A 15,042-nucleotide genomic window follows, 5' to 3' on the forward strand; every position below is an offset into this window, starting at 1 on the left:
AGCCATGAAGAAAAATGACGAGTTTTACGTTTCGTACATAGAAGGTAGTTTGGGAGAAAAAACAAAGAACAGGCTCAAGAAATTTGTTTTTGCTGCCATACTTTTTATTGTTGGTGCAGCATTGGTGTTTGCACTATCTCAAAAAGAGTTCAAAAATAGTTCATTTGAATTGTCTTCAGACACAAAGATTATTGGTATTTATCATGAGAATCCCTACCCGATGCTTCGGGTACAGCTTGCCGAAAACACCTATAAAAATGTCCTCTTGTTAGGATTTGGAAAATTAAGCGTCAATCCATATTTAAAAGAACTAAAGTCTGAGGTAGGTGATTTGAATGGAAAAAAAATATCGATAGAAGGAAATCTCATTTATTACAATGGGAAAACACTAATCCAAATTACCGATAAAGAAAAAGTTTTCTTGGAAGCACAGACTGCATTTAATATTCCGAAAAATGAATTACTAAGCGAGATGACTTTGGAAGGTGAGGTTGTAGACCCAAAATGCTATTTCGGCGTTATGAAACCAGGTAATGGTAAAATTCATCGCAGTTGTGCGGTCCTTTGTATTTCAGGAGGTATACCACCTGTTTTGGTTGCTACAGATGCCAATAATTTATCCGAATATTATTTATTGACGGATATCAAGGGAAACCCAATTCATAAAGACATATTACCTTTTGTTGGTAAACCTTCAGAAATTAAAGGCGTTGTTGAGAAAAATGAGGATTGGTACACTTTTAAGATAGATGTGTCTAACATAAAATTATTAGATACCCCATCAAACATATATTATGATATTAGTATGCAATAATCAAACAGCGTTCGCTTCACAATGTTTTTAAGCTATTTAAACGAATTAGATAAGGGAAGTTTCCATATTGCAGATTTTTGCTGTAAAGATTCCTTGCCGTTACTCAAGAAAAAAGGGTATTATAAATTTATGTGGGCTTTAGATAATGATGTTCGTCTAAATGTGGACGGGTATGATCTCATTTTAAATAAAGGCCAATTAATTTTTTGTACACCATCTGATAAGGTTACCATGGAGATAGGTCAGACGGGTTGCATTTCTTATGTTTTTAATCGCGAATTCTACTGTATTCGAGACCATGATTATGAGGTATCTTGTTATGGATTATTATTTTATGGTTCGAGTCAGCCGAGGGTTATTTCTTTAAATGAGAAGGACTCCAATAGCTATATAATGATGAATCAAATCATGATAGAGGAGTTTATCACCAAAGATCATGTGCAGGGAGAGATGCTGCGCGTTGTTCTAAAACGAATGTTGATCAAATCAACACGTTTAGCAAGAAATACAATGCCAAATCCAGAATTGCCTGATTTTAAAGTTGACTTAATTCGCCGGTTTAATGTGTTGGTCGATGACAATTTTAAAGAAAAGCACCAAGTCTCTGAATATGCTAAAATGTTAAATAAATCTCCAAAAACATTATCCAGTCTTTTTAAAAAATATAGCGACAAAACAGCACTTACTTTTATCAATGAACGGATTCTTTTAGAAGCAAAACGTCTGTTGTTATACTCTGATAAAACATCCGAAGAGATATCCTATGAACTAGGCTACAAGGAGTCTGGTCATTTTTCAAAGTTTTTTAAAAATCAAGTAGGTAAAACCCCAATTGAATTCAGAAAAGCGGCAAGGTCCAAAGCTGAATAAGAACAATATACAAGGACTTCAGGATAATCTACATGTTATAGAACATGGTTTCAAACTAAATTTGATTTTGTTGAGTAATTCATTGAAGAAAACTGTTGAATAAATGAAAATTTACAAGGCAATATTAATTTCAGCTTTTCTTATCATATGTTCCTGTCAGGAAAAGCAAAAAAAGCCGAACACAAAAACACAGGTATTAGAAGACAATAAAGTTCAAGAGAACAAGGATGACAAGCATTGGTCTTATATGGGCGAGACAGGGCCCGAACATCGGGCCGAACTCGAGAAACAATCTGATTGTAACGGTGATCAACAATCCCCAATTGACATCATTGATTTTGATGTAACAAAAGACCCTTCTTTAAGTCCGATGAGTTTTCATTATTCCAGCAATGTTAAGCTGCATCAGATAACCAATAATGGTCATTCTATTCAATATAACTTTGAGGCGGGAGATTATATTAGGGTTAATAATCAAAAGTACGAATTGGCCCAGTTTCACTTTCACGAAGCCTCCGAACATACCATAAATGGTGTGCGTTACCCTTTAGAAATGCCTTTGGTGCACATTGGTGATGAAAAAAAAATTGCTGTTTTAGCCATTATGGCGCCCGAAGGTGCCAATAGTGAACCTTTTGACTTTCTTGAAAAATACTTGCCGATTAAAATGGGACAAACAAAGCAAATTAATACTGGTTTTAATCTTAGCATGAATTTACCTGAGGATAAAACCTATTACATGCATAAAGGCTCGCTAACCAACACCACCTTGAACCCAAAATGTAAGTTGGTATATATTTAAAAACCCTATTACAATCTCAAAAGAACAGATAAACAAATTAAAGGTCTTAATGCCCAAGAATAATTATAGAACTGAACAAGCCCTTAACGGAAGAAAAGTTAAGATATATACAAAGCAATAATCATAATCTACAAATTAGCTCGATAAATAACGGATAACACTTTAGGCAATAATGACTATAACGACAATTACGATTAATCACTTAAACCAACTAAAGAAGCTGGTAGAAAACCTTACGGATAATCAACTATCGGAAACCCTAACCGTACTAAACAACGCAACGATAGGTGGACATGTAAGACACATTCTGGAATTCTACATGTGTTTGTTTGAATGCGCCAATTCGAAACATTTAAACTACGATAATCGAAAGAGAGATGGAAAGATTGAGATAAGTACTGAAAAATGTGCCTTGACTATCGAAAACCTGTTGAATCAGATGAAAAAACATCAAAAGGACTTTGAGATAAAACTCTCTGCTGATTATGGTACCGGTCAAGTAAGTAAAGCAGTTTCAGTACAAAGCACGTTTTTCAGGGAACTTCTATACAATATTGAGCACCTTGTACACCATTTGGCTATTATTAAAATAGGGATACAATCCTTGGAATCTAAAGTTGAAATATCAGATGATTTTGGTATTGCAGCATCTACAATAAGAAATAGAAAGTTATGTGTACAGTAAGTTACGTGCCTTTGGATGTAGGGTACGTGCTCACCTCTAATAGAGACGAGAATCCCGCTCGCCAAACCAAAGTTCCGAATAGAATTCATTTAAAAAATGGCACGGTCATTTACAGCCCTCTCGATGTTTTAAAAGGGGGATCGTGGATCGCAACCGATGAAGATGGGAGAACCGCGTGCTTGCTCAATGGAGCGTTTTTAAAACACAAACCTGAACTCACTTATAGAAAAAGTAGAGGTCAAATTGTTTTGGATGCTTTTAATGCCAAAGACTTTAATACCTATGTAAAATCTATTTTTTTAGAAGGCATCGAACCTTTTACGCTCTTGTTGATAGAACCCCATGGTATTCAAAAGCTTGTCTGGGATGGTGTTCAAAAGCATATTGATCGGCCATCAGTTAATGAGTACCATCTATGGTCGTCTGTTACCTTATACAATTCCGATGAACATGGTAAAAAAGAGGCGTATTTCTTCGAAGAAATGAGCAGAAGTGGAAGCAGTATAGAGCAAATTCTTCAAGTGCATGGCAAAGATAAGGTCACCCCGTTTATATTGAATCACTCAACCTTACAAACGGTGAGCATTACTCAAGTAATTTATAACGGGCAAAAATCAAGTTTAAAATATGTTTTAAAAGATAATACCAATGAAACATCCAATTCTCTTTCTCTTATTTGCAGTTAGTGGAATCTCCCTTTTAGCGCAAGACACAACGAAAAGTTCAATATTTAATATGGAAGATGGTATCATGGTACAGGGCTATGATATAGTCAGCTATTTTAATGAAAAGCCTTTAGAAGGCAAGGCTTCTATTACTAAGAGATACAAAGGCGCTACCTATCAATTTCACACGGAAACTAATTTAACTGCCTTCAACGCGAATCCTGAAAAGTATATTCCAGAGTTTGGTGGTTATTGTGCCTATGCTATGGGGGCTAGAGGAGAGCTAGTTGATATAGACCCTGAAACTTATAAGATTGTAAACGGGAAGCTATATCTTTTTTACAACGCCTATTTCAACAATACCTTAAAAAAGTGGAATAAAGATGAAACCAATCTTTTGAAAAAAGCGAATACAAATTGGAAAGAACTTTTATAAAATGAAAAATAAAAAAATCTATTATTTGGAAAGAGCAGCAGCTTTTATTGCTGCCATTATTTTTATACAAACCCTGTATTTCAAATTTACTGGCCATCCAGATAGCGTTCATATTTTTACAGAGATTGGCGGAGAGCCATACCTTCGAATAGGGTCTGGTGTAATTGAACTAATCATCGCCTTATTATTGTTTTATAGAAAAACCTCTCTAATAGGTGCTATATTAGGCCTAGGGGTAATGATAGGTGCTATTGGGCAGCATCTGTTAGTGCTCGGTATTGTTGTTAATAATGACGGTGGAACCCTGTTTATACTAGCGCTAGTTACTTTCATTTGCTGTCTTATCGTTATTGTAATCAAGAGAAACGTTTTAATGGAGTACCTTAAAAAAGTTAGAAGCTGAGGATGCTTTCATTAAAATATAAACCTTGGTATATTAAACTATTCAATGTGGAATATTGGCCTAGTTGGTTTTTCTATATTCCGGTTTGGATTCAACATACATGGCTCGCTATAAAAACAAAAAATTTATTCTTCTTTTTAAGCACAAACCCAGCCATTGATGGTTTTATCCTAAGTGATTCCAAGTTCAAAACGCTACAGCTTGTTCCTGAGGCATATAGGCCAAAAATGTTATTCGTAAATACTACCGTTTCTGACAGTGAGCTATTTGAAAGCATGAAGAGTGCTAACATCAATTTTCCAATAATACTTAAACCAGATATTGGTTTTAGAGGATTAAAAGTTAGTAAAATTGACAATATTGACATGCTCAAAGCAGCTTTGACTGATTTGCGCGTTGATTATATTATTCAAGAATATATTGAAGCCCCTTTAGAGGTAGGGATTTTTTACTACAGATACCCGAATGAAATCAAAGGGCACATTCCTTCGGTAACTGTAAAAGCATTTCTAAAGATAACAGGCGATGGAAATCATTCACTTGCTGAATTGGTCTATCAGAATCCTCGTGCTCTTTTACAAAAAGACATCCTTTGCAAAAAGTTTAGCAAAATATGGAATTCTGTTATCCCAAAGGGAGTGGTCCTTACTCTAGAAGAGATAGGAAACCATAATAGAGGAACCAAATTCATCAACGGTAATGATTTGGTCGATGATGCTTTATTGGAAGTGTTTGATAATTTAAGCCATAGTATGAAGGAATTTTACTTTGGAAGGTTTGACATTAAGGTGGCATCAATTGAAGCACTTAAAAAAGAGGGGGATTATAAAATCCTTGAGGTAAATGGGGTAGGAGGAGAACCTACACATATTTATGATTCCAATACAAGTGTTTTTAAGGCTTGGAAAGACTTATGTTTTACTTGGCGTGTAGCAGCAAAAATTGCCGCAATAAATTTTGAAAAGGGTATTGAAAAACCGACTTACCGTAAGGCCAGAGCAAAATGGGATTTGTACGCGTCTTATAAGACAAAGCTTTATTCTTAATGAATTTCCGTAAGGATATAAGTAAAACCCATATTTGCCAAAACTATACTATATGACATTCATAAGTTATTTTCTAATTGGACTTGCAGCAGCTTTAATTGGTGCTTTGCCACTTGGAACGACCAATGTTGCTGTAATTAATACAACCATAAAAGAAAATTTACAGAACGCAATGAAGATTGTTTTCACTGCGGCGCTAGCAGAGTTACTTCTCATTTTAATTGCCATCAATTTTAATACCCAAATAGAACTTTTTATCTATATGAATATATGGATACAATATACAATCGTAATCATTCTACTGATTGTTGGAATCATATTTGTTAAAGGCAGAAAAGAATGTGTAAAAGATGTAAATGAAGAATGTATTTACATTAAAAAAAGAAGATTTCACATTTCAAAGCAACTTTTAGGATTCGTCTTAGGTTTAGTTAATCCATCTGTATTGGTTTTTTGGATACTAGTAATTACTTTTTTGAATAAGCATATGGTTCACCTAACTATGGACATTGAATACACGCTTCTGGTTTTGTTTTTTGCTGGTGCTTTTTTAGGAAAAGTAATAACACTTTATGGGTACGGTAGATTTAGTTATATGTTAAGGGTAAGAGTAAAAAACATTACGACCACTATCAATAGAGTAATAGGGGTTTTATTGATTTGTATTTCAATTTTTCAGGTTACTAAATTAGCTTACTCTTAATTTTAGGTTTCATGTAATTTTTTGAATAAAGTTGTCGACTAGTTGTTTAATTAATTGCTAGTGAAAGCATTAAACTTCTCGCTTATTAAGCGCCGTTAATTGAAAATCAGTGAATTGAACTTCTTTAAAGATTTTCTTATTTCTTTTATGTAGCCCTACAAAACGAACGTTTTATGGAACTACAGAAAATTGGATATTATTTTTCCTATTGCCGATAGATATTTAGAAGAAAGGTTTATAATCAATTTATAAGGAGTTCAATTCTAACTGATAGGAATCGAGTATGTTGTTTGGTAAGGACTTGAGGTAAATTTGTGTTGTACTTAACTTATTGTGACCCATCATAGCGGAAATTGCCTCTAAAGGAACTTTTTTGAACATAGCATGTGTTGCAAAACTATGTCTGGATACATAGGAGGTCAAACGTTCTTCAATACCACACTTTTTAGCTATTTCTTTCAGCCCAACATTATATCTTCTAAGTTCCCATTGAGCATCTTTGTATTGTAACTCTATTGTGTCCCTATAGATTATAGGTAATAAAAAACCAGATGGATTAGGATTTTCCAGATAGTATTGAATTATGGGTTTAATCTGATTTGTAATGATTATATCATAGCGCTTTCCTGTTTTCCGTCTTTGGAATTTAACACGACCATCGATTATATTATCTCTTTTTAGAAATGCCATATCAATAAAGGACATACCCAACATAAGATAGGAAAGAATAAAATAATTACGATAGTGAAAAAAATTGGAACCTATCTCAGTTTTCATTTCAAGTATTTTCTTTATGTTTTCAATCTTAATAGCTCTTTTTTCAGTCGGCTTGGTTTTGATTGTATAGTATTTAAAAGAATATAGAACTTCATCCACCATGCCCTCCTTGATTCCTTTATTATAAATGGCCTTTATCGTTCTCATATATGATGCAATTCCATTAATGGTATTGCCTGGTTTCGATAAATGGTGCCTTTCAAACCGTTTTAGGAATTCAAGATTGAGTTCATTGAATTTTAAATCTCGGTTATTGGTAAACACCTTTAGTCTTCCTATAATTCCGGAATAGTTTCTGGAGGTGCCAATCCTTTTTTCTCTTATAAGCTCTTCAGCCTTTTGAAGACCGAACTCGTAGAACGAGTTTAACCTTTTTCTATTAACGATTTTATCGGCAATATCTTTTGCGGTAAGTCTGTCCAATTGGTCATTATCGGCCAGTCTATTAATTACTTCTTGTGCCTTGAGTTGTTTTTTTTATAAAAGGGTATTCAACAAGTGAACCGAATCAACATCTGGAAAATTTCTTTTTACTTTGCATCTGTGATTATCCCAATATTCCTCTGGCACATAATGGCCTGTTTTTATCGAAGTAGTTTTTCTGAAATGGGTAAGCCTCAAAATAATAGGAAAACATCCATTTTGGGTCATTCTACGGGTGTCCAAACTTAGTTTTATACTCGTGTTCATGAACATAAGTTATAAAAAAATTTGCACGCAATTTGCACGCAAAAACTTGGTTTCAATTGATTTGATTTGACTACAAGAATTATTAAATACTTGATATTCAATAAAATATGTAATTTTTAAAATTTGCTTATACCCCATTTGGCGACGCTGTTAATCAGAGGGTCCTTGGTTCGAGCCCAAGAGGGGGAGCATTGCTACGGAAAGCCTTTCGAGAAGTCGAGGGGCTTTTTTTGGTTTCTGCGTTTTCTGGGCGAGAAGCCTGTCCTGAGCGAGGCACGAGCCGAAGGGAGCCCAAGAGGGGGAGCATTGGTACGGAAAGCCTTTCGAGAAGTCGAGGGGCTTTTTTTGTTTCTGCGTTTTCTGGGCGAGAAGCCTGTCCTGAGCGAGGCACGGGTAGCAGGGTAGAAAAGGGATGCCCGCAGCTATGTGAAACGTATGGAGAAAAAAGGGGAGCACACACGAGTATGGCTCCCTTTCTATAAATCATATGAACGCTATTGTTTGTTCTGCTGATCTCTAATGGTATCCTTTTCGATATCGAATTTGTTGGTATCGATATTCACATTGCCCGTCGGATTGGTAGGGTCACTCTGTTCTTTTTTTCGTTTAAACTTCCTTTTATCTTTAATAATTCCCATAATAGGTATGATTTAATAGTTAATAAATATTTTCATTGTTTCTGACTATTCCATAGTCGATATCATTGGTAGCGTTCTGATTCGCTATTGTGATGGTAAACTTCTCGTTATTAAAATCTTTGACATAAAGCCTATCGTCCTTGGAAAATAGTTTACGCCCTGCTCCATTTAAGGTCTTTAATTTTAGAGGTGTTTCAGTAATTGTAATCAAAGCAATTCTATCTGCTTCGCTCAATGCTGTTGGCACCACCTAAGCCAAAATCCAACGATGGTCATTTTTTTCAGAAGATTCAAGAACCCTAAATTTCTGATTGGCCTTGCGGTATTGAATGGAATCAACTGGTGCAAAAAACGTTGCGCCCTGAAAATCCTCAAATGTTTCTAATAGACCATCATCGACCAAAATAACATCGAGCGGTTGAAATTTTGGATTCCTCCGAATGACATCTCCCATGGAATAAAAATTGCTCGGTACCATGTCAGTTGATACGGTATTCTTAAGGTCCTTTTACAACGTATCCGTTGCTGCGAACCTATTGTTTTGTTTCCTTTTAGTGGTTTGATAACAGCCACTTATTACAAAAAGCACAATTATGGTTAGCATCGAACATTGGCGAAATAGCGGTAACATCTTGTTTGAACCCTAATCAAAAACTTTTACTGCGGTAGCAGAACACTTTCGATGCCATGTACCACCCCGTTTTTAGCTTCCAGATCAAATATTGTCAGTTTGGATTGAAATCCGGTTTCGTCATTAATGAAGACTTTGCCATCTTCTAGGGTCAATGCAACATAGCCTCCATTTAAGGTCTTCAATCTTAAAATATTTTCATTCAGACGTATAGTGGATATGAGGGTTTCCAAATCATATTCTTCCACAATCAAATGATAGTTCAATAAATGCTTCATTTCATCCGTCCCAGCCGGAGTTTGCAAATTTGCCAATTTGGCCTCGGTGATACGATTAAAAGCTTCATTGGTAGGGGCAAAAACGGTCAACTCATCAATACTGTCAAGCTTTGTGGCCATACCAGCTGATTTCAGTGATTTATGAAAGGTGTCAAATTCCGTTCGTCCACTTAAAATACCGAGTACCGATCGGGCATCATCCAAAGTAAAATCGGGCTTCAACCCTAATAGTTCTTCTTCCATAATCGGAGTTTTATCGTCAACGGACCGTGAGATTTCAGTTTTTTTGGTGCGGTTACATGAAATCGTTACAAGTCCAACTATTATCAAGACCATCAGTGATTTCGGAAAATTCTTGTGCATTGTTTTTCTTTTTCTGCCAAAGTAACTTGGATTTGAGGATGGGAATGATGCAAAGCCTTTAAATCTTAGCTCAATTACAACAAGGCGAGATTCTTGTTGCTTAAACAGGTACCGCCATCATATCAGTTTATAATCAAACGGATACAGCACGCCATCGGGCATCTTAGAAATTAACTTTGAGAACAATAGGTGAATAGTTCATCTATTGCCTATAAATCGTAAAAACTTTTAATATGAAACTGGAAAATAAAAGAATAGCCATATTGGCTACGGATGGATTTGAGAAATCAGAACTTTTTGAGCCTTTGAATGCTTTGAGGAACGAGGGGGCCCAAGTGGATATAATTTCCACCAAAGAAGGAAGTATAAAAAGTTGGGATGAAAACAATTGGGGAGAAGCCGTAAAGGTCGACAAATTGGTAGAAAATGCCAACGAGGCCGAATATCATTCATTGGTGCTACCTGGTGGAGTGGCCAACCCCGATAGCCTGCGCACCAATGAGGGTGCCCTAGAATTTGTACGCGATTTTTTTAAAAACAGCAAGCCCGTCGCTGCCATATGTCACGCCCCTTGGTTGCTCATCAGTGCCAATGTGATAGAAAATAGAAGGGTAACTTCATATCACAGCATAAAGGACGATGTGGTGAATGCTGGAGCGAATTGGGTCGATGAAGAAGTTGTGGTCGACGAAGGTTTGGTCACGAGCAGAAACCCCAATGATTTGCCGGCATTTATTGACAAGGTCATCGAAGAAACCAAAGAGGGCAAGCACGAAGAACAAGAGGTGAACGCATAATTTTAAGATTCATGGTTTTCCATGATGTGGTAGTGGTTGGTAACCGATGTGCCCAGTGGCACATCGGTTTTTTGAATTATGTTGGTTTGCATCAACAACAGTTTTAATACGGTCAATGGCAGTGTATGTTTCTCAAGAACTTTACCAAAACGATAAATCTAAATGAAAATAGCGGTATACAGTGCACATGAGTTTGAGATTCCTTTTTTGCGTGAGGCCAATGACGACGGTCACGAGTTACATTTTGTTTCCGAAAAGTTGAACATCCAAACCGTTGGGCAGGCCAAGAATTGTGATGTGGTGGCCGTTTTTTCTTCCGATGAGGCCTCAAAAGAAGTGATTGCCAAATTAGCCGAATTTGGTGTTGAATTAATAACGACCCGTTCTGCCGGGTTCAATCATATTGACTTAAAATCCGCCAAGGAATGGGGAGTTAGGGTGGTCCACGTTCCTGAATATTCCCCACAAGCCATTGCCGAGCATTGTATGGCTCTATTGCTGGCCCTTTCGCGAAAGTTGATACCATCGTATGAGCGCATTCGCACCTATGATTTTTCGCTCAGGGGATTGACCGGGTCGGAAATCAACAAAAAAACGATTGGTGTTCTAGGAACGGGTAATATCGGTTGCAGCTTAATTAAAATACTCAACGGATTTGGGTGTACCCTATTGGCTTATGATGCAGAAGTCAATGACAAGGTAGCTGAAATGAAAAATGTCAACTATGTTGAACTAAACGAGGTGTTCGCCCAAGCGGATGCCATTTCCCTTAATCTACCATTGAACGAGGGCACAAAGCACATCATTGATTCAGCGGCCATTGAAAAAATGAAGAACGGGGTCATCTTGATCAATGCTGGTCGTGGTGCATTAGTTGATACCCAGGCCGTAATCGATGGTATTAAATCAGAAAAAATAGGAGGTTTTGGAATGGATGTTTACGAGCATGAGAAAGGGTTTTTTTACGAAGACCATTCCGAAGAAGTTTTCAAAGATGACCTGTTTGCCCGCTTATTGACCTTTAAAAATGTTGTGGTTACGGCACATCAGGCGTTTTTGACAGAGACCGCTTTGAAAGAAATTGCTGAGACGACCATGAAAAACATCAGCGATTTCGCGAAAGGCCGAATCCCAGAAAATAAAATTGAACATCACCAGTAAATAATAGAAATCATGGTAGCAAATTATGAGAGCTGTATCAAGGCCTGCCAGCAGTGTTTTATCGACTGTCAAAATTGTTTGGCAGAAATGGCCGGAAAAGAAAGTATGAACGATTGTCCACAATGTTGCATACAGTGTATCGAGGCCTGTTTGGTCTGCATAAAGTTCATGGTTTCCGACAGTGCCTTCAGCAAGGCATATTGTGGGCTATGTGCAGAGGTGTGCGAATGGTGCGCCCAACAGTGCAACCAGCACGAACATGAACATTGCAAGGTTTGCGCAGCTTCATGTTTGGTCTGTGCAGAAGAATGCAGAAAACATGCCGCCTAAAGAAGTTCTAATTTTAAAATACAGTACGATGAAAAAAACAGATTATACAAAAGAAGGAAAGGGTATACATAAAGTACGACAATTACTAGGAAGTGCTCGGGTGTTTATGATGGCCACAAATTTGGAAAAGATTCCTTTTTCAGTTTGCCCAATGACTTTACAAGAAATGGACGATAAAGGCGACCTTTGGTTTTTTACGCCCAAAGACAGTGACCATTTTAAGGATATTGAACGGGATAACCGTGTTCAATTATTGTTAGTGAACGAAAATCAACAGCAGTACCTATCCATTTATGGCAATGCAACCCAAGTTATTGATGTAAAAAAATTGGATCGACTTTGGAACCCAATGTTGCGGGCTTGGTTCAGTGGTAAGGAAGATCCGAATTTGGCGCTTTTGAATATCAATATGGAAAGTGCCTACTATTGGAACAGCGACCAGAATAAGTTGGTCTCCCTCTACCATTTAAATGAGACGGCGCGTACCGGAAATCATTCAGAAATGGGCGAAAAAGGGCATATTAATCTACAACAACATTGATTCAATGGCGATATTAGGAAATATCATCAAGGGGGTCATCCACGCTACGGATATGGTTTCCCTGCAATTTGATGCGTCGAAAGACCAGCAATCGGTGCTCATGGATTTGTTGCGTACCGCTCAGGATACTAAATTTGGTAAAAAATATGATTTCAAAGGCCTATTGGAATCCGATACGATTGAAAAGGATTTTAGGGCAAAAGTTCCTTTTTTTGACTATGACCAAATTACCAAAAACTGGTGGCACTGGGTTCAGGCGGGCGAAGAGAATGTTACTTGGCCAGATAGTCCCGATTATTTTGCATTGAGCTCTGGCACTACCGGAAAAACAAGCAAAAGAATACCCGTCACCGACGCTATGGTAAAGTCCATTCGTAAGGCGGGAATCCAACAAGTTCTTGCACTTCGCAATTTCAATTTACCCGCTGACTTCTTTGAGAAAGAAATTCTCATGCTGGGCAGCTCAACCGACCTTGACGAAAACAATGAAGCTTTAGAAGGTGAGATAAGCGGTATCAGTGCCAGTAATATTCCGTTTTGGTTTCAAGGATATTATAAGCCCGGAAAGGAAATCGCACAAATTGATGACTGGGACCGACGTGTAAAGCGCATTGCCGAAAAGGCCCCTGAATGGGATATCGGTGCATTGAGCGGTATTCCTTCATGGATGGAACTAATGCTCCAAAAAGTTATAGCGCATCACAAATTGAACCACATACATGACATATGGCCCAACCTTCAGGTCTATACTTCGGGTGGAGTGGCCTTTGGGCCCTATGAAAAGAGTTTCAATGCCCTGTTGGGAAAACCCGTTACCGTTATTGACACCTATTTGGCTTCCGAAGGTTTTATCGCTTTTCAGCAACGACCGGATACCGATGCCATGAAACTGATTACGAACAACGGCATTTATTTTGAATTTGTACCCTTTAAACCGGAATACATCAATACCGATGGTTCACTAAAGCAAAATTCACCATCATTGACCCTGGCAGAGGTAGAACTGGACCAAGATTATGTTCTGGTCATTAGTACGGTTGCAGGAGCTTGGCGCTATCTAATCGGAGATACCATAGAATTCACTGATATCGAACGTGCAGAAATAAAGATAACCGGCCGTACCAAATTTTTTTTGAATACCGTTGGTTCGCAACTGTCGGTAGCGAAACTCGATGATGCCGTTCAGCATCTTGAAAAGCAGTTTGACGTTGAGATTCCAGAATATACTTTATGTGCCAAGCGCATCGGGAAGGACTTTTATCATTGTTGGTATTTGGGCACCGAATCCGAAACTGATGACAACGAACTGGCCAGAGTATTGGATGCCTTTCTGAAGAATGCCAATAAAAACTACAAAGTGGCCCGTTCCAAAGCATTGGAAGGTGTAAAGGTTAAGACCGTTTCTCCGAACGTTTTTCACGAGTGGAGCGGAAAGAACAAAAAAAAGGGCGGTCAGGTAAAGATGGAACGCGTCATGGGTGAAGAACGTTTTTCTGAGTGGGAAACCTTTGTGAAATCTACTTGATTGTATATGCCACAATAAGTAACCTTTTTGGTTCAAATAAGGACACCAAGGTATTACCATGTAATGATAGAAAATGTATTATAATGATTTAAAAAAGAAAGAAATGAGTGATAAAAAAAGTAAAAAGTCAGAAATAGCAAAAATGAACAATGGTGGAGCCGAGGACAAGGGTCAAAAAAAATCCGAGAAATCTTCAAAGAAAAATGGCAATAATTTTAGGATAAATGATAATATGGTGGGCGAGAATGAATAGAAAGATGAGGGGGGGGTAGCTTTAGGTATTGGTGGTTTGATTTAAAATAATTGCTGCCTAATCACTGCCCTCTTCACGCTCTTTGACCAAAACCATAATTTCATCGGGAGACAAGTAGTATTTCTTGATTCGTTGCTTATAGGTGTCCGATATATCGGCTTGATTCAATATGAAGGCTTTTGTTTTTAAGATATAGTCCTCCATGCCTGAGGCAACCGCGTAGGTGTCGGCTGCACGCTCCGCTTCTTTGATGTAACTGTCAGAAAATAGATAGCGTATGCCGAACCAGATAAGATTTACGCTACTGCGGTTTTGATAATCCCTGATATGGCCCAGTTCGTGGCCCAGCCATCCAATCACAATTTCTTTGTCCACATCAATGGTTTTGAATTTCTTTCCTGAAATTTCAATATAGGGGTCAATTAAAATCAGGTATTTTCTTTTTTGACGCGACTTAAATAGGCTCCAAAAAACGGGCTGGGCCAGCATGGTCGATTTTTTGATGCCGTCTTTGAAACGAAACTCGATTGGGGTATCCTTAAGCTTAGGATAAAAGGACAATGCCATTTTGGCCTCTTTTTCAATAGCTTGGGGTATAAGGTGTTGTGCGCTCATTGATTTTACGCTTATCATG

At 37.5% G+C, this 15,042-nt stretch carries 23 protein-coding genes; 16 read left to right on the forward strand and 7 right to left on the reverse strand.

Annotated features, from left to right (window positions below; translation table 11 throughout):
* Window positions 1–4: 4 nt before the first annotated feature.
* From I595_RS07840 to I595_RS07880, 10 genes are all read left to right on the forward strand, one after another.
* Entirely contained in the window at window positions 5–814 is an 810-nt protein-coding gene (locus I595_RS07840; RefSeq protein ID WP_054558877.1) for a hypothetical protein, read from the forward strand.
* 21 nt (window positions 815–835) lie between these two features.
* Window positions 836–1,684: an AraC family transcriptional regulator gene (locus I595_RS07845; protein WP_054558878.1), complete on the forward strand. Its 849-nt coding sequence runs from the start codon at window positions 836–838 to the stop codon at window positions 1,682–1,684.
* Window positions 1,685–1,787: 103 nt separating this feature from the next.
* Complete coding sequence (locus I595_RS07850; protein WP_245628250.1) at window positions 1,788–2,486, forward strand: carbonic anhydrase family protein; 699 nt, start codon at window positions 1,788–1,790, stop codon at window positions 2,484–2,486.
* 28 nt (window positions 2,487–2,514) lie between these two features.
* Window positions 2,515–2,607: a hypothetical protein gene (locus tag I595_RS17730; protein ID WP_262485534.1), complete on the forward strand. Its 93-nt coding sequence runs from the start codon at window positions 2,515–2,517 to the stop codon at window positions 2,605–2,607.
* 51 nt (window positions 2,608–2,658) lie between these two features.
* Window positions 2,659–3,171 carry a hypothetical protein gene (locus tag I595_RS17525; RefSeq protein WP_054558879.1) on the forward strand — a complete coding sequence of 171 codons (513 nt, stop codon included), beginning with the start codon at window positions 2,659–2,661 and terminating at the stop codon, window positions 3,169–3,171.
* Window positions 3,172–3,182: 11 nt separating this feature from the next.
* Entirely contained in the window at window positions 3,183–3,857 is a 675-nt protein-coding gene (locus I595_RS07860; protein WP_172675923.1) for an NRDE family protein, read from the forward strand.
* Complete coding sequence (locus tag I595_RS07865; RefSeq protein ID WP_054558881.1) at window positions 3,820–4,272, forward strand: YHS domain-containing (seleno)protein; 453 nt, start codon at window positions 3,820–3,822, stop codon at window positions 4,270–4,272. Before I595_RS07860 ends, I595_RS07865 begins: the two co-directional genes overlap by 38 nt.
* A 1-nt stretch (window position 4,273) precedes the next feature.
* On the forward strand, window positions 4,274–4,675 hold the full coding sequence (locus tag I595_RS07870; RefSeq protein ID WP_054558882.1) for a DoxX family protein: 402 nt from the start codon (window positions 4,274–4,276) through the stop codon (window positions 4,673–4,675).
* A 2-nt stretch (window positions 4,676–4,677) separates the two neighbouring features.
* Complete coding sequence (locus tag I595_RS07875) at window positions 4,678–5,721, forward strand: ATP-grasp domain-containing protein (RefSeq protein WP_054558883.1); 1,044 nt, start codon at window positions 4,678–4,680, stop codon at window positions 5,719–5,721.
* A 52-nt stretch (window positions 5,722–5,773) separates the two neighbouring features.
* Window positions 5,774–6,424 carry a LysE family transporter gene (locus I595_RS07880; RefSeq protein ID WP_054558884.1) on the forward strand — a complete coding sequence of 217 codons (651 nt, stop codon included), beginning with the start codon at window positions 5,774–5,776 and terminating at the stop codon, window positions 6,422–6,424.
* Between the two features lie 246 nt (window positions 6,425–6,670).
* Here I595_RS07880 and I595_RS07885 read toward each other — a convergent pair whose 3' ends face one another.
* The 6 genes from I595_RS07885 to I595_RS07910 form a co-directional block, all read right to left on the reverse strand.
* Window positions 6,671–7,624, reverse strand: coding sequence for a tyrosine-type recombinase/integrase (locus I595_RS07885; protein ID WP_054558885.1), 954 nt, complete (start codon window positions 7,622–7,624; stop codon window positions 6,671–6,673).
* Window positions 7,625–7,678: 54 nt separating this feature from the next.
* Entirely contained in the window at window positions 7,679–7,897 is a 219-nt protein-coding gene (locus I595_RS17835) for an Arm DNA-binding domain-containing protein (protein WP_054558886.1), read from the reverse strand.
* Window positions 7,898–8,385: 488 nt separating this feature from the next.
* The gene (locus tag I595_RS17530) at window positions 8,386–8,529 is read right to left on the reverse strand and encodes a hypothetical protein (protein WP_172675925.1); all 144 of its coding nucleotides are present in this window, start codon (window positions 8,527–8,529) and stop codon (window positions 8,386–8,388) included.
* Window positions 8,530–8,548: 19 nt separating this feature from the next.
* Window positions 8,549–8,764, reverse strand: coding sequence for a hypothetical protein (locus tag I595_RS07900; protein ID WP_157449687.1), 216 nt, complete (start codon window positions 8,762–8,764; stop codon window positions 8,549–8,551).
* 15 nt (window positions 8,765–8,779) lie between these two features.
* On the reverse strand, window positions 8,780–8,983 hold the full coding sequence (locus I595_RS07905; RefSeq protein WP_054558889.1) for a hypothetical protein: 204 nt from the start codon (window positions 8,981–8,983) through the stop codon (window positions 8,780–8,782).
* 203 nt (window positions 8,984–9,186) lie between these two features.
* The gene (locus I595_RS07910; protein ID WP_054558890.1) at window positions 9,187–9,681 is read right to left on the reverse strand and encodes a fasciclin domain-containing protein; all 495 of its coding nucleotides are present in this window, start codon (window positions 9,679–9,681) and stop codon (window positions 9,187–9,189) included.
* A gap of 353 nt (window positions 9,682–10,034) precedes the next feature.
* Here I595_RS07910 and I595_RS07915 point away from each other — a divergent pair, with 353 nt between their 5' ends.
* The 6 genes from I595_RS07915 (at window position 10,035) to I595_RS07935 (ending at window position 14,408) form a co-directional block, all read left to right on the forward strand.
* A complete protein-coding gene (locus I595_RS07915; RefSeq protein WP_054558891.1) occupies window positions 10,035–10,598 on the forward strand; it encodes a type 1 glutamine amidotransferase domain-containing protein in 564 nt (187 codons plus the stop codon).
* A 162-nt stretch (window positions 10,599–10,760) separates the two neighbouring features.
* Complete coding sequence (locus tag I595_RS07920; RefSeq protein WP_054558892.1) at window positions 10,761–11,759, forward strand: 2-hydroxyacid dehydrogenase; 999 nt, start codon at window positions 10,761–10,763, stop codon at window positions 11,757–11,759.
* Between the two features lie 12 nt (window positions 11,760–11,771).
* Window positions 11,772–12,089, forward strand: coding sequence for a four-helix bundle copper-binding protein (locus tag I595_RS17855; RefSeq protein ID WP_083467537.1), 318 nt, complete (start codon window positions 11,772–11,774; stop codon window positions 12,087–12,089).
* Between the two features lie 28 nt (window positions 12,090–12,117).
* A complete protein-coding gene (locus I595_RS07925; RefSeq protein ID WP_054558893.1) occupies window positions 12,118–12,630 on the forward strand; it encodes a pyridoxamine 5'-phosphate oxidase family protein in 513 nt (170 codons plus the stop codon).
* A 4-nt stretch (window positions 12,631–12,634) separates the two neighbouring features.
* Window positions 12,635–14,155 carry a GH3 family acyl-acid amido synthetase gene (locus I595_RS07930; protein ID WP_054558894.1) on the forward strand — a complete coding sequence of 507 codons (1,521 nt, stop codon included), beginning with the start codon at window positions 12,635–12,637 and terminating at the stop codon, window positions 14,153–14,155.
* A 103-nt stretch (window positions 14,156–14,258) separates the two neighbouring features.
* Window positions 14,259–14,408, forward strand: a complete 150-nt coding sequence (locus I595_RS07935) for a hypothetical protein (protein WP_157449688.1) — start codon at window positions 14,259–14,261, stop codon at window positions 14,406–14,408.
* A 57-nt stretch (window positions 14,409–14,465) separates the two neighbouring features.
* Here the strand turns inward: I595_RS07935 and I595_RS07940 are convergent, their stop codons facing one another.
* Window positions 14,466–15,023: a hypothetical protein gene (locus I595_RS07940; RefSeq protein WP_083467538.1), complete on the reverse strand. Its 558-nt coding sequence runs from the start codon at window positions 15,021–15,023 to the stop codon at window positions 14,466–14,468.
* Window positions 15,024–15,042: the final 19 nt, after the last annotated feature.

Origin of the sequence: Croceitalea dokdonensis DOKDO 023, from assembly GCF_001306415.1 — a bacterium.
Classification (GTDB): domain Bacteria; phylum Bacteroidota; class Bacteroidia; order Flavobacteriales; family Flavobacteriaceae; genus Croceitalea; species Croceitalea dokdonensis.

Coding starts and splice junctions, on each gene's coding strand:
- I595_RS07930 (WP_054558894.1), top strand. CDS start 12,635: ATGGCGATATTAGGAAATATCATCAAGGGGGTCATCCACGCTACGGAT.
- I595_RS07840 (WP_054558877.1), top strand. CDS start 5: ATGAAGAAAAATGACGAGTTTTACGTTTCGTACATAGAAGGTAGTTTG.
- I595_RS07845 (WP_054558878.1), top strand. CDS start 836: ATGTTTTTAAGCTATTTAAACGAATTAGATAAGGGAAGTTTCCATATT.
- I595_RS17835 (WP_054558886.1), bottom strand. CDS start 7,897: ATGTTCATGAACACGAGTATAAAACTAAGTTTGGACACCCGTAGAATG.
- I595_RS17855 (WP_083467537.1), top strand. CDS start 11,772: ATGGTAGCAAATTATGAGAGCTGTATCAAGGCCTGCCAGCAGTGTTTT.
- I595_RS07880 (WP_054558884.1), top strand. CDS start 5,774: ATGACATTCATAAGTTATTTTCTAATTGGACTTGCAGCAGCTTTAATT.
- I595_RS17525 (WP_054558879.1), top strand. CDS start 2,659: ATGACTATAACGACAATTACGATTAATCACTTAAACCAACTAAAGAAG.
- I595_RS07870 (WP_054558882.1), top strand. CDS start 4,274: ATGAAAAATAAAAAAATCTATTATTTGGAAAGAGCAGCAGCTTTTATT.
- I595_RS07915 (WP_054558891.1), top strand. CDS start 10,035: ATGAAACTGGAAAATAAAAGAATAGCCATATTGGCTACGGATGGATTT.
- I595_RS07910 (WP_054558890.1), bottom strand. CDS start 9,681: ATGGAAGAAGAACTATTAGGGTTGAAGCCCGATTTTACTTTGGATGAT.
- I595_RS07925 (WP_054558893.1), top strand. CDS start 12,118: ATGAAAAAAACAGATTATACAAAAGAAGGAAAGGGTATACATAAAGTA.
- I595_RS07905 (WP_054558889.1), bottom strand. CDS start 8,983: ATGGGAGATGTCATTCGGAGGAATCCAAAATTTCAACCGCTCGATGTT.
- I595_RS17530 (WP_172675925.1), bottom strand. CDS start 8,529: ATGGGAATTATTAAAGATAAAAGGAAGTTTAAACGAAAAAAAGAACAG.
- I595_RS07850 (WP_245628250.1), top strand. CDS start 1,788: ATGAAAATTTACAAGGCAATATTAATTTCAGCTTTTCTTATCATATGT.
- I595_RS07935 (WP_157449688.1), top strand. CDS start 14,259: ATGAGTGATAAAAAAAGTAAAAAGTCAGAAATAGCAAAAATGAACAAT.
- I595_RS07875 (WP_054558883.1), top strand. CDS start 4,678: ATGCTTTCATTAAAATATAAACCTTGGTATATTAAACTATTCAATGTG.
- I595_RS07920 (WP_054558892.1), top strand. CDS start 10,761: ATGAAAATAGCGGTATACAGTGCACATGAGTTTGAGATTCCTTTTTTG.
- I595_RS07865 (WP_054558881.1), top strand. CDS start 3,820: ATGAAACATCCAATTCTCTTTCTCTTATTTGCAGTTAGTGGAATCTCC.
- I595_RS07940 (WP_083467538.1), bottom strand. CDS start 15,023: ATGAGCGCACAACACCTTATACCCCAAGCTATTGAAAAAGAGGCCAAA.